Source organism: Marinomonas hwangdonensis (assembly GCF_003721245.1).
Classification (GTDB): domain Bacteria; phylum Pseudomonadota; class Gammaproteobacteria; order Pseudomonadales; family Marinomonadaceae; genus Marinomonas; species Marinomonas hwangdonensis.
Map to the genome: position 1 here is coordinate 43,539 of NZ_RIZG01000009.1, position 13,972 is coordinate 57,510.

General features: G+C 44.3%; 11 protein-coding genes. 5 read left to right on the forward strand and 6 right to left on the reverse strand.

The genetic code is table 11. The annotated features are described in order from the left end of the window. Positions 1 to 84: 84 nt before the first annotated feature. The gene (locus tag EBI00_RS13485; RefSeq protein WP_123096471.1) at positions 85 to 1,320 is read right to left on the reverse strand and encodes an aspartate aminotransferase family protein; all 1,236 of its coding nucleotides are present in this window, start codon (positions 1,318 to 1,320) and stop codon (positions 85 to 87) included. Positions 1,321 to 1,377: 57 nt separating this feature from the next. Beyond that, on the reverse strand, positions 1,378 to 6,195 hold the full coding sequence (locus tag EBI00_RS13490) for an NAD-glutamate dehydrogenase (protein ID WP_123096472.1): 4,818 nt from the start codon (positions 6,193 to 6,195) through the stop codon (positions 1,378 to 1,380). A 294-nt stretch (positions 6,196 to 6,489) separates the two neighbouring features. Here EBI00_RS13490 and EBI00_RS13495 point away from each other — a divergent pair, with 294 nt between their 5' ends. From EBI00_RS13495 to EBI00_RS13515, 5 genes are all read left to right on the forward strand, one after another. Beyond that, positions 6,490 to 7,509, forward strand: a complete 1,020-nt coding sequence (locus EBI00_RS13495; protein ID WP_123096473.1) for a GlxA family transcriptional regulator — start codon at positions 6,490 to 6,492, stop codon at positions 7,507 to 7,509. Between the two features lie 146 nt (positions 7,510 to 7,655). Beyond that, positions 7,656 to 8,423 carry an ABC transporter ATP-binding protein gene (locus EBI00_RS13500; RefSeq protein ID WP_174714928.1) on the forward strand — a complete coding sequence of 256 codons (768 nt, stop codon included), beginning with the start codon at positions 7,656 to 7,658 and terminating at the stop codon, positions 8,421 to 8,423. A gap of 77 nt (positions 8,424 to 8,500) precedes the next feature. Continuing rightward, entirely contained in the window at positions 8,501 to 9,259 is a 759-nt protein-coding gene (locus EBI00_RS13505; protein ID WP_123096475.1) for a transporter substrate-binding domain-containing protein, read from the forward strand. A gap of 76 nt (positions 9,260 to 9,335) precedes the next feature. Then, positions 9,336 to 10,025 (forward strand): ABC transporter permease, encoded by a 690-nt coding sequence (locus EBI00_RS13510; protein ID WP_123096476.1) that lies wholly within the window; start codon positions 9,336 to 9,338, stop codon positions 10,023 to 10,025. Positions 10,026 to 10,028: 3 nt separating this feature from the next. Next, on the forward strand, positions 10,029 to 10,739 hold the full coding sequence (locus tag EBI00_RS13515; protein WP_123096477.1) for an ABC transporter permease: 711 nt from the start codon (positions 10,029 to 10,031) through the stop codon (positions 10,737 to 10,739). A 65-nt stretch (positions 10,740 to 10,804) separates the two neighbouring features. On the opposite strand, the gene EBI00_RS13520 is transcribed toward EBI00_RS13515, so the two are convergent. From EBI00_RS13520 to EBI00_RS13535, 4 genes are all read right to left on the reverse strand, one after another. Next, positions 10,805 to 11,143 (reverse strand): P-II family nitrogen regulator, encoded by a 339-nt coding sequence (locus EBI00_RS13520; protein WP_123096478.1) that lies wholly within the window; start codon positions 11,141 to 11,143, stop codon positions 10,805 to 10,807. 167 nt (positions 11,144 to 11,310) lie between these two features. Beyond that, complete coding sequence (gene hemE, locus EBI00_RS13525; protein WP_123096479.1) at positions 11,311 to 12,411, reverse strand: uroporphyrinogen decarboxylase; 1,101 nt, start codon at positions 12,409 to 12,411, stop codon at positions 11,311 to 11,313. A 154-nt stretch (positions 12,412 to 12,565) separates the two neighbouring features. Further along, entirely contained in the window at positions 12,566 to 13,348 is a 783-nt protein-coding gene (locus EBI00_RS13530) for a DUF2927 domain-containing protein (RefSeq protein ID WP_123096480.1), read from the reverse strand. Further along, positions 13,335 to 13,871, reverse strand: a complete 537-nt coding sequence (locus EBI00_RS13535; protein WP_123096481.1) for an NUDIX hydrolase — start codon at positions 13,869 to 13,871, stop codon at positions 13,335 to 13,337. The genes EBI00_RS13530 and EBI00_RS13535 overlap by 14 nt, the downstream gene beginning before the upstream one ends. Positions 13,872 to 13,972: the final 101 nt, after the last annotated feature.

The window sequence follows — 13,972 nt, forward strand, 5'->3', positions numbered from 1 at the left end:
GTGGCCCGAAAGAGCAATGAGGAAAAAGTGCAAAAAAAACGGGCCAAAGCCCGATTTTTAATTACCTTACTGAAGACGATAAATCTATGCGGCTTGGTTGTTTGCCACCACGGTTGCAACCGCTTTATCAAGGCGAGCTAAACCGTCCGCAATATCCTGCTCCGTAATGATGAGAGAAGGAGCCATACGCAGCACGTTAGGACCCGCTACCAAGACAAATAAACCTTCTTCAGCTGCAGCTTTTACGATCTCACCGGCTTTTCCAGCAAGGCTGTCGATGACTTCAGCACCAAGTAACAGACCCATACCACGAATGTCTTTAAAAACGTGGTATTTTTCGTTAATGGCTTTTAAGCCTGCCACAAAAAGGTCATGGCGCATAGAAACACCACTCAGTACTTCAGGTGTGTCGACGATATCAATCACCGCTTCAGCAATAGAACACGCCATAGGGTTGCCACCATACGTGCTTCCATGGGTACCAAAGGCTAAGCTTTTTGCTGCTTGTTCAGTGGCTAGCATAGCACCTACTGGGAAACCATTGCCCAGTGCTTTTGCGGTAGTGAGTACGTCAGGTGTCACACCAAGTTGCTCGTAAGCGTACAAGGTGCCTGTACGGCCTACACCAGACTGAACTTCATCATAAACCAACAATGCGTTGTATTGGTCACACAACTCGCGCACTTGCTTGGCAAATTCTAGATCGGCAGGAATGATACCGCCTTCACCTTGAATCGGTTCCATAACAATGGCGCAGGTTTTATCGCTAACTAACGTTTTTAGCTGCTCAATATCATTGTAGTCACAATGTTTGATGCCACCGGGTGTCGGTTCAAAACCTTCCTTGTATTTGGCTTGACCACCAACAGAGACAGTAAACAGAGTACGACCATGAAAAGACTTATTGAACGAAATGATTTCATGTTTTTCTGGACCATAGTGATCAAACGCGTAACGACGAACCAATTTGAACGCGGCTTCATTGGCTTCAGCACCACTGTTCGCAAAGAAGACTCGATCTGCGAAGGTTTTCTCTGTCAATTTTTTCGCTAAACGTAATGCCGGCTCGTTGGTCATGACGTTGGCTAGGTGCCACAGTTGTCCCGCTTGCTCACACATTACATCAACCAATGTTGGGTGAGAGTGACCCAGCGCTGTTACGGCAATACCACCGGCAAAATCGACGTATTCCTTGCCTTCTTTATCCCATACGCGAGAACCTTTTCCGCGCACTGGAATGATGGCAGAAGGGGCATAATTTGGCACCATTACTTCGTCAAAGGTTGCTCTCGTTACTTGTTGTGTCACTTTTCTATCCATATCTAAAAAAGACCTCTTTTAAATGGGTGGTCGCCAGTGCGACCACCTTTTTTGGGTTTACATCAGGTTTCTCAACTCACGAATCGCCACCGTCACCATAGCAAGCGATAAGTCGCTTTCCGCTTTTATTTCATTAAAAGTGGTGTGGTAGTGGTGAACGCTGTCGCTGTTTGATTCACGCCAATGTGATAAGCGCTCCTCGAGTTTCTTGATGTCTGCACTTGATTGAATAACCTCTTGAGTGAGGGTTCGTAAACTGTTATCGATTTCATCGCCCAGTCCACCTTTCGCACGTCGTTGCCACATGTCATCAGCGGTTAATGCACTGACCTTATTACGTAACCAATGAAGCTCTAAGTCCATTTCTAGGGCAAAATACGTTTGAGCAACATCGAGCACTTCGGTTCCGGTATTTGTTGCAACCCGAATAATATCCAATCCATAGAATAAGTAATGCAACGAAGACAATCTTTCCGCCACATCGGCGGGGATATTTTGCTCAACCAATTTAGCCGCCATATCCGCTAAATGCGACTGGCTGGATTCCGTCAAAATGGCTTGCATATTCGCTCTAATTACTTCAACACCGGGCTTGTAGGTGTCTTTTAAGCGTTGAATAGACATATTGTCACGCGTGTTACGCAACAACCACAAAGTGGTGCGTTCTACGAGGCCCTGTATTTGAATGAGTAAATCATTCAATACGGAGTTTGACACTGTGAAGTCTAGTTCGTTGATCGCACTCCATAAGTCAGAGATACCGAAGATATCTTCTGCTGCCATGTAAGCGCGCACAATATTAAGCGCTGACGCACTCGTTTCCTCTTGCACGTATGTCGTGAAAGTTGGGCCCATGCGGTTGCCAAGGTTATTCGTTACGTGGCCTGCGATGATTTCCTGAATCAAGGGATGTGACGCCATTAGACCACCAAAATGCTTGGTGAGTTGGGTTGGGAAATATTCGTTGATTTGCGTTGTTAAATCAACGTCTTCACCAATACCGTCTTCTACTAATTGCTCAGAAAGCTTGATTTTGGAATACGCCAACAGAACGGAAATCTCAGGACGAGTTAAACCAAGCCCTTTATTCAAGCGTCTCTTGATTTGAGCATCGCTTGGCAAGTATTCGATTTCACGGTTTAAACGGCCTTCTCGAACCAAAGACTGAATTAGGCGCCAATGATCAGCTAAGCGCTCAGGTGCTTGCGCATTCGCCAAAGACAGCACGTGGCTTTGGCCACGGTTATGGCGCAAGACTAGCTTGCCCACTTCGTCCGTCATCTCTGCTAACAAGCTATTGCGTTGTTTTTCGGTTAGATCACCATTTTCCACCACGCGGTTAAGTAGGATCTTGATGTTTACTTCGTGATCCGAGCTGTCTACTCCCGCCGAATTATCAATAGCGTCCGTGCTGATTAAGCCGCTTTTTTGCGCAAATTCAATACGACCTAGTTGAGTTAGCCCTAAGTTACCGCCTTCGCCAACGATTTTGCAACGCAGCTCTTTGCCGTTAACGCGCAGACCGTTATTTGCACTGTCTCCAGCATCCGCATGAGACTCTGTCTCAGATTTAACGTAAGTACCGATACCGCCATTCCAAAGCAGATCTACGGGCGCTTTTAAGATGGCATTGATCAAATCAGTGGGCGCCATGGATTTGACGTTGCCTTCGATACCTAATGCTTTACGGATGTCGGCATTGATCGGAATGGACTTCGCAGAGCGATTGAAAATACCGCCGCCTTTTGAAATCAGCTCTTTGTTGTAATCTTCCCAAGACGAGCGTGGCAACTTGAACATACGCTCGCGCTCAACAAAAGACGTTGCCGCATCTGGTGTGGGGTCAATGAAGATATGCATGTGGTTAAAGGCTGCGACTAGACGAATGTGTTTTGACAGCAGCATACCGTTACCGAAAACGTCTCCCGCCATGTCACCGATGCCCACTGTAGTAAAGTCTGTGGTTTGGCAATCAATGCCAATTTCTTTGAATTGACGTTTAACCGATTCCCAAGCACCGCGCGCCGTTATGCCCATTTTCTTATGGTCGTAACCATTAGAGCCACCCGATGCAAAGGCATCGCCTAACCAGAAACCGTATTTCGCTGAAATGCTGTTCGCCAAATCAGAGAAAGTGGCCGTGCCTTTATCAGCGGCGACAACCAAGTATGGGTCGTCTTCGTCGTAACGAAGAACCGACAGTGGAGGAACCACTTCGTTTTGGACAAGGTTGTCTGTGATGTCGAGTAAACCACTGATAAAGGTGGTGTAGCAATGAACAACTTCAGCTTGTACTTCTTCACGAGAAGCATTCTTTTTGAGTTGTTTTGCGACGAAACCGCCTTTAGCGCCAGAAGGAACAATAACGGCGTTTTTCACCATCTGGGCTTTTACTAGGCCAAGTACTTCAGTACGGAAGTCTTCCATACGATCAGACCAACGCAGACCACCACGTGCGACTTTGCCACCACGCATGTGAACACCTTCTACCCAAGGTGCGTAAACGAAAATTTCGAATTTTGGTCGTGGTAATGGCACCGCAGGAATAAGCGACGGGTCTAATTTGAAGGACACGTAGCCTTTCGTTTTACCTTCGTCATTGGCTTGATAGAAGTTGGTACGCAACATGGCCTGAATGACAGACAGGTAGTGTTTCAGGATGCGATCTTCGTCAAGGTTAGCCACTTGATCCAATTCTGCGACAATTTTATCGAGAATTTTTTGCTCTTTTTCGTCGCGTTTTGTGTTGAGACTTGGGTCAAAGCGTTGTTCAAATAATTGCACAAGTAAACGAGCGATAGGCGCGTTTTTCTCAAGCGTCTGTTGCATGTATTGCAAAGAAAACGGTATTTGTAGCTGCATCAAGTATTTCGTTAAGGCACGCAACATAGTGACTTGGCGCCATGTTAAAGAAGCGTTCAGAACCAGTGCATTGAAGCGGTCGTTTTCGACGCTGCGATGGAATACTTGATTGAAAGCGTCTTGGAATGCCATGCGTTGGGCATTTTTCTCGAGATTCACATCAGCGTCTACACTGATGGCAAACTCAACCACCCAAGTGTTAGTGGAGCCATCGCCATCTTGATCCAGCTCGTAAGGACGCGCTTCAAGCACACGCAATCCCATGTATTCTAAAATAGGTAATACATCGGACAAGATAAGTGTGGTGCCCGATCCGTAGATCTTAAAGAAATAGTGATTTTTTACTTGGCCAACTTGGCGATAAAGATGCGTAGAAATGTCACCCTCACTGCCCAATTGACTCAATCGCTCAATGTCTAACACGGCGGCATTAGGAGAAAAGTCTTCTCGGTAGGCCGCTGGTAGATAAGGCGCATAACTGTTAAAAAGTTGGTTGCCACTTTCTTCACCGTGATTTTTGTGCAGTGCCATGAGTAACTTGTCTTCCCATGAACTCATTGCATCCTGCATCTTGCGCTGAATGTCTTCGGCGTCGATTGTGGGGCTGTTTTTTGGGTCTGCAATCTGAATGGTGAAGTTGACTCGTGCCAATACCAGCTGAGAGAACTGTACGTTAAATTCAGAGCTGGTTCCGTTACAAGCGTCCATTAAGATATCTTGCATCTTGATACGCAATTCTGTGTTGTAACGATCTCTTGGTACGTAGACCAAAGCATTCAAGAAACGGCCGTAAATGTCTTTACGCAAAAAGACGCGTAATTGGCGACGCTCTTGGATCGCTAAAATGCTTTCAATGGTGTTGAAGAGTTCATCCACTGGGGCTTGCAACATTTCATCACGTGGGTAGCTGTTGAGAATGTGCTTAAGGTTTTTACCTTTGTGGCTGTTTGGATCCACATTCGCTTTTTCTACAATGATGTCGAGCTTTTTGCGCAACAGTGGAACATCCTGCAAGCGGGCAATGTAAGCTGCAGAAGAGTACAAGCCAAAGAAGCGCCACTCACCAATGACATTGCCTTTTTTATCAAAGCGTTTGATGCCTAAATAGTCTAAATGCACCGGACGATGGACTGTTGAAATGGCGGTGGATTTAGTCAAGATAAGGATGTTAGTGCTATCAACCGCAAGCTTGGCAAGATTGTCATGTAAGACAATGTCTCGTTTCACTTTCTTGTCATCTAGATCGCGGAAGGTACCCAATCCTGAACCGTCAACAAGTTTAAGATGTGTTTCGTTTCCTTCAATTGCAAGATCGTACGCGCGAAAGCCAATGAAGGTGAAATGATCGTTTTCTACCCAGCGTAAAAAATCAAGAATTTCTTGGTGCTCATCGTTGCCTTTTAAATGATCAAGCTGAGCAGATTCTTCAATGATGCTGTTCAGCTTGCTCTTCATTGTCGGCCAGTCTGCTACCGTCTTTTTGACATCTTTCAAGCTGTTAAGCAGTTCTTTTTTGATGTTTTCAAGTAAGTTGACGTCGGATAGGCGGTCGATTTCGAAACGCATTAATGATTCTTGTGCTTCCGATGCCATGTTAATGCGAATAAGATCGCCTTTTTCATTACGATCAACGGGCACAGCAGGGTGTGAGGTCATGTGTATGGTATGACCTAGACGAACCAATGCCATATTAAAAGAAGACACTAAGAAAGGCATGTCACTGGTCAATACTTCTATCACAGTGTGCGTAGATTGCCAGCTATGTTCTTCGTAGTTCGGATTGTAAACACGAACTTTAGGCTGGTTATTTGGACGTTGTTGTAGGAAATCCCATAGGCAAACGATGGTGCCGTAAAGGTTTTCAATAGATTCGTTGGCCAGATCTTCCGTCAGTGAGTCCTGGAAGTACAAATGGGCCAGTTGGATAATGTTTTCGGCTTCAGCCTTGTTGAAGTGTTCGTTAATTTCGACTTCAACGCGTTCGATTAATTCATTTTTTTTGTAATCGGTCATTAGAACTCATCCCTCATGAGTGGTGTTCTTAATAAAACTAGTTCTGAAATTCGTTTTATGAAAGTATTCAGTTCGGACTCTGTAGTGATTATTATGAAAATTAGACTCCTTTGATAGTTAATAACTTATCTAATAGCGACATGTTGTTATGGTGACGGGTTTATTGAGCCAAAAAAACCTTGCTCAACACGAAAAAAACCTTTGTTATCCATTTTAAACGAAATAAACTCCGTTTTTGTTCATACCTCACAGGATAATATTTTGTACAAGAGTGAATTCGCATCAAGAGAAGTCATGCAGGCGAGTAAAAAACCCCTAAAATACGGTTTTTTGCTGTTGCCGCACTATTCTATGCTGGGTTTTTCTTCTGCCATTGAAACATTGCACATGGCGAACTGGGTAACGGGTAAAGAGCTGTATTCCTTTTGCACTATTACCCATGAGGAAAGGACAATCCCTTCAAATACGGGGGTTACAACGGTATCAGACTACCTCACGAGTGACGCGCCCAACGATCTAGACGCGATTTTTGTGTGTGGGGCGTCTCCCGTGATAAAAAGCGAAAGTCCGACTTTAGAAAATTGGATTAAAAAACAAGCGAAAAAAAAAGTAGGCTTAGGTGGAGTTTGTACTGGCAGCTATTTGCTAGCCAAAGCCGGGTTGCTGGATGGGTATCGTGCAACGATACACTGGCGCAGTTTAGCCAATTTGCGCGATGAATTTTTACAGACCATTGTCTCGAACCATCTTTTTGAAGTAGACAGAGATCGTTATACTTGCAGTGGCGGCACAGCAGCGATGGATATGATGTTGTTTCTTATCGGTAAGCAGCATGGCATGTCGCTTGCTAGCAATATATCTGAACAGTTTGTCTGCGAAAGAATTCGCACCCATGAGGATCCGCAGAGGATTCCACTCCAAGCGCGTATAGGCACTGGACAGCCAAAATTAGTAGAAGCGGTGCAACTAATGGAAGCAAATATTCAGGAGCCTTTGTCTTCGGACGACATTGCTTTTCATGTTGGGGTGTCAAGACGCCATTTGGAAAGATTGTTCAAAAGCAATTTAGATATTGTGCCATCCCGTTATTATTTGGAGTTGCGTTTGCAGCACGCTAAACAGTTAATTTTGCAAACGGACAAAAGTATTGCGCAGGTTGGTGCAACCTGTGGGTTTGGGTCAGCGCCTCATTTCAGTACCACCTACAAAGGTTTTTTTGGCATCACACCACGTGAAGAGAGAAATAAAATTCACAATTTAAGTTTAGTGCCTGTCCAGTCGGACAAGAAAAGGAGGCAACTCTGGAAAAAGTAACTTAAAATGCCAGTCTAAGCTGTTATGGCAGTTATGTTTATGCCATTTTAGCTAACAAGTGTGTTCGGCGTTTTAGTGCTGATTTCGTGTTGTGTAATTGTTACATACAACAATAATAAGTTTATAAAATAAAGAAGGTAGGAATCATGTCAAAAGCCCCGGCGTTAGAACTCATTGATATCCACAAGACGTTTGGCGATGTTGAGGTGTTAAAAGGCATTTCTCTAAAAGCGTACGATGGTGACGTCATTTCAATTCTTGGCTCCAGTGGCTCAGGCAAAAGCACGTTTTTGCGTTGTATCAATATGCTTGAAAATCCGACTCGTGGAGACATTATTTTTAATGGCAATAAGCTGGATCTTGTTCCGGGCGATACGGACTTAGTGGCAAATAATATGCGTCAACTGACGCAGATGCGTCAGCAAATAGGGTTTGTTTTTCAAAGCTTTAATTTGTGGCCGCACATGACAATTTTGCAAAACGTTATGGAAGGCCCACTGAGTGTTTTAAAGCGCCCAAAACAGGAAGTGGCGGAGTACGCTGAGCACTTATTAAAAAAAGTAGGGATTGCTGAAAAGAAAAACATGTATCCTAATCAGCTATCTGGTGGGCAGCAGCAGCGAGTGGCGATTGCTAGAACCTTAGCGATGGACCCACAAGTGATACTGTTTGACGAGCCTACGTCGGCCCTTGATCCTGAGCTAGTGGGTGAAGTGCTTGGTGTAATGCGTAACTTAGCGGAAGAGGGACGTACCATGTTAATTGTCACCCATGAGATGAACTTTGCTCGAGATGTTTCTAGTGAAATCGTGTTTCTTCATCAAGGCGTTGTTGAAGAAAAGGGGACGCCAGGTGAAGTGTTTGGATCACCAAAGTCAGAACGTTGTAAGGCGTTTCTTTCTAGCGTGTTCTAGTCTTTTTTGTGAAAACTGAGTACCAATCAAAACAAAAATAGTGAATTAGTAAACAAATATTCCAAGGGGATTAAAAAATGAAATTGAAAAAAATGGTGTTTGGATCGGCGTTATTGTTAACCGCAGCATTGACGACGGTTTCGTCACATGCGGCTGAAAAAGTACGCTTTGCGACAGAGGGTGCTTGGGCGCCTTTCAACTTTATTGATGAATCTGGTCAGCCACAAGGTTTCGATGTGGATATCGCTCGTGCTTTGTGTGCCAAGATGGCAGCTGATTGTGAAATCGTGACGCAAGACTGGGATGGTCTTATTCCTGGTTTAAAAGTGCGTAAATTTGATGCCATTATTGCTTCCATGTCTATTACCGAAGACCGTTTGAAGGTGGTTGACTTCACTAATAAGTATTATTCCGGTGGTTTGCGTTTCTTGGGTCGTACAGGTGAGCAATTTGATTTGGCTAACTTAGAAGGTAAAACGATTGGTGCACAACGTGCAACGCTTGGCGCTCAATACCTAGAAGATAATTTCACAGGCAAGGCGGATCTTAAATTCTATGATAACCAAGACAACGTATACCTTGACTTGATCTCTGGCCGTTTAGACATCGTTTTGTCTGATGAATTGCCTACTTATAACTGGTTGAAAACATCGGCTGATGGCTCAAAATTTGAGTTCAAAGGCGATGCGTTCATGAAAACAGACAATATAGCGATTGCTATCCGCCAAAATGACAAAAAGCTAAAAGAGAATCTGAATAAAGCGCTTGATGCGATTTTAGCGGACGGTACTTACCAAAAAATCAACGCTAAATACTTCCCGTTCTCTATCTACTAAGCGTAGGTATTTCTTAGAGTTTTTCGGCACCTAGGTGCCGAAAAACTAACTTTTAAGCTTACTCTGAGAAAAAACTATGATTAATCTTCATGGATTCGGCGATCAGCTGCTCCAAGGTGCGGTCGTCACCATTGAGCTCGCGCTGTATTCGCTGTTTGTGGGTTTGATTTTGGGGCTACTGGGGGCGTCAGCAAAATTATCTTCTTATAAAGTCTTAAGATGGATTGCGCATGGCTACACCACTATTATTCGCGGTATTCCCGAGCTTCTAACCGTTCTGATTATTTATTTTGGCGCAACCAGTGTTCTTATGGCGATTGCCGGGCTGTTTGGTTACGACGAGTATATTGAGGTGGGAGCGTTCGCTGCTGGTGTTATCGCTCTGGGTTTAACATTCGGCGCTTATGCGACGGAAGTGTTTCGTGGTGCTCTGCAGGCGATTCCAAAAGGCCAGCATGAAGCGGCGACGGCTCTGGGTATGGGGCCAATCAGAAAGTTTTATCGGATTATTTTGCCACAGGTATGGCGAGTGGCATTACCAGGGTTAGGTAATCTATTTCTTGTTTTGCTAAAAGACACAGCCCTGGTGTCTGTGGTCGGTTTGGATGACATCATGCGTAAAGCCAATATTGCGGTAAGCAGTACCAAAGAACCGTTTCTATTTTATTTAGTGGCGGCCTTTATGTATCTCGCGCTGACCATTATCTCCATGGTGTTTGTTTCCTATATGGAAAAACGTGCCAGCCGTGGTCTAACTAGGGGATAATGTATGGATATTTCAGTCGTTATTGAGTACTTTCCTCGTTTATTAGAGGGTGCTTGGGTCAGCCTTCAGTTAGTGGCTTTATCTATTGTTTTGGGTGGTGCTTTTGCATTACCCATTGCATTAGCTAGGATTTCTCCTGTTGCTTGGATTCGAGCGATTCCTTTTGCTTATATCTTTTTCTTTCGTGGCACGCCTTTATTAGTGCAAATATTTTTGGTGTATTACGGGGCGTCACAATTTGATGCCGTGCGAGAAAGTATGTTTTGGCCCATTCTTAGAGAGCCGTTTTGGTGTGCTATTATTGCTTTTACGTTAAATACTTCCGCTTATACGGCGGAGATTTTTCGTGGAGCTATTCAGGCCATTCCGCAGGGGGAAGTGGAAGCTTGTAAAGTGGTTGGCATGACGCGTGTGCAAATGTACAGACGCGTACTCTTGCCAAGAGCGTTTGGTATTGTCTTACCAGCTTACGGTAATGAAATCATCTTGATGCTTAAAGGCAGTGCGTTAGCCAGTACTATTACGATTTTGGATTTAACAGGAATGGCTCGAACCATTATCGCTAGGACCTACACGCCAATGGAGATTTTTATTGCGGCAGGTGCGATTTATTTGATAATTAGTATTGTGATTATCGCGATCTTTCGCCAAATTGAGTTACGTCAAAACCGTTATCTGGGCACTTTATCCATTAAGGTGCCAGACAAAGGCTAACAATGAAAAACAAAAAAAGAGGCTGCGGCCTCTTTTTTTGTTTAACGTTAAGTAGACAACGTGATTTAGATGGCGTCAGCACCCGTTTCGCCGGTGCGAATACGGATGATTTGTTCTAGTGGCGTGACAAAGATTTTACCATCACCAATTTTGCCCGTATTGGCGCTGGATTGGATGGCTTCGATAGCACGCTCTACTTGATCTGTTTCGACGGCTAGCTCAAGTTTTACCTTAGGTAAGAAATCAACAACGTATTCAGCGCCACGATACAGTTCAGTGTGGCCACGCTGACGGCCAAAACCTTTTACTTCTGTGACAGTAATACCGTTGATGCCCATTTCTGAAAGAGCTTCGCGCACCTCATCCAGTTTGAAAGGCTTAACAATCGCCGTAATCAATTTCATTTTATTCTCCATGTAACATAATTATTTTATATAAAAATACCACTCTAATGAAAAAGTCGCCATAAAATGGCGGCTAATGAGCGATATATAAATTACTTTGGACGACACAAAGGGGCTTTGCTGGTTACAGTGTTCCTACAAAGCCTCTGCGGATTTATTTAGTCAGTCTACAAGCCGTTCAGTGCGTCTAAATCATCGTATTTAGGGGTGTGGTATTTCTGTCCAAGTCGGTGAACGGCATCGATTAGGTACTTGGGGTGATCTGGGTTGACGAATTGATGGATGCCATGACCAAGATTAAAGACATGGCCACTGCCGGTTCCAAACCCAGACAACACGTTTTCCACTTCGCGTTCAATAACCTCTTTGCCCGCATACAGTACACAAGGGTCAATATTGCCCTGCAGGGCGACGCTATGACCAACACGTGCTCTGGCTTCGGCGATGTCAGTTGTCCAGTCTAAACCTAGGGCGTCTGGTCCGGTTGCTGCCATATTTTCTAGCCATTGCCCGCCGTTTTTAGTGAATAAAATAACGGGGATTCTTTTGCCTTCGTGGTTGCGTATTAAACCGTCAAGAATTTGTTTCATGTACAGCAAAGAGAATTGCTGATACATAGGACCACTCAAGACACCACCCCAAGTGTCGAAAATTTGCAACGCTTGCGCACCAGCTAGAATTTGCCCATTAAGATACGCTGTCACTGACTGGGCTAACTTGTCGAGTAGGGTATGTAAAATTTCAGGGGACTGATACATCATCGCTTTAATGTGTCGAAAGTCCTTGCTAGAACCGCCTTCCACCATGTAAGTGGCTAATGTCCATGGACTGCCAGAAAATCCGATTAGAGGTACGCTTCCGTTCAGTGCGTGACGAATTGTGGTCACCGCTTTCATCACATAACCTAAATCGTTTGCTGTGGTGACTGGTAGAGCGTCTACATCGGCTTTGTTGCGAATGGTGTGCCTAAATTTAGGGCCTTCTCCCGTTTCAAAATACAGCCCCAGCCCCATTGCGTCCGGAATCGTTAGTATGTCTGAAAAGAGAATAGCAGCGTCTAATTCATAACGTTTCAAGGGTTGCAAAGTGACTTCGCAGGCAAACGCATCGTTCTTGCACAGACTAAGAAAATCCCCAGCGCTTGCTCGACTGGCGCGGTATTCTGGTAAATAACGCCCCGCTTGTCTCATCATCCAGACCGGTGTGGTATCAACGGGTTGTTTAAGTAATGCGCGCAAAAAGCGATCATTTTTGAGCTCAGGAAACATTCAGACTCTCCAATGTGTATTTTTTAATGCCTGCATTTTACCTAACTTGTGCTGGAAAAGCAGAAAGAATAAATACTATTTATGGAAACGTCCTGGCAAAAAACAACAACCTTGATCTAAAGCAGGCTTTATCTAACATCTATCCGATTTGTGGCTAGTCCCCTAAGTAGGTTTTTAAGCTGTATCTTTGCACTAGGTAGGCGGCATTATGGATTTCATTGTTGGCGTGAAAATCGGCCAATACGTGCGAGAAGGCTTTGGTCACCTGAGCGACGTCCATACCTGGCTGTAGGTGTTTTGAATAGAGCGCTTTTAGCAATAAATAGTCTAATGGACTGAGATAGGCATCGATACTGACATCGTTAAAAATAGAAGGGAACACCGAGTTGGAGTCATTTGGCAGCCCAAGTAATTGGGTGATTTCTTCTACAATACAGTCTAGAAAACGCCTTTTTTGTCGTGCGTAGTCCACCGGGATGATGATACTGCCACGGGTGATTTGATGTTGACTGTTGTGGCGAAAGTTGCCCAAGCAAATGGCTTCATCTAGCGCGGCTCTGATATTTTCAGGGTCACCAATATACTGTCTTACTTTGTTTTCAATATTGTCGTAGGTGGTGAAAATAACAAAGATATTGGCGGTTTTTCTATCGTCAGTAAAATCAATAGAAAGACCGGTAATGTGTGCAAGGTGTTGGGCATGCACACTCAAGAGTTCTTTCTGAAAAGCTGCATCACCGCTGTCGCTTTCAAAAAATAGCTTAATGGGAGTGTTCCAGCGGATAAGCTTGGGGTATTTGTTTTCCTTGTATTCTCGTTCAAGAGCGATTTTTAAGAAGCTATCGCGAATGTAGTCGTCGTCCTGCCATCGCTCTTGGGCTAAGGCGAAAGAACTGATGATAAAACTGATGAATAAGAAAAGACTAAAGCGGATCATCGTCTTTCGGGTAGGTGAGCTTGTTAACGTATTGGTGGAGCGCTTCCATGGAGTCTGGGGTAAACAGTAACTCACCTTTATTCTCTAAAATACTGGCAATGCTCATTTCATGAATGGACGCTACTTCCTTAGATTGTAGCGTTAGCTCGCCTTGAATCTCTGGATCGTACAAGCAGGTGTATATTTTTCCCCAAATACGGAAGCCCTTTCCTTCGGTTAAAAAGACGCCTTGGCTTTCTAATTCAGCATTAATTCCCAGCTCTTCTTGCAGTTCGCGGTGTGCGGAATCGATATAGGATTCCCCTTTTTCAACCACACCTCCGGTCGTAATGCCGTAATAACTGGGACAAAAGGCTTTGTCGTCGGCTCTTTTTTGAACTAATAGATGACCTGACGTGTTGAAGACAAAAATGTAAGTAACGCGATGGTAGTGACTGTTAAAATTCATTAAGCGTCGGGGTACATCGCCAATTACCTTGTTTTGGTCGTCGACCAAGATAATGACTTCATCAGTGTTGGACATAAAATACTCAATGGGTAAAGAAAATAGCTGAATAGGTAAAGGGTATCGGCATTTCTGTCGAAAGAAAAGTCTTCCGTTATATATAGAAGGCGACCTTTTTT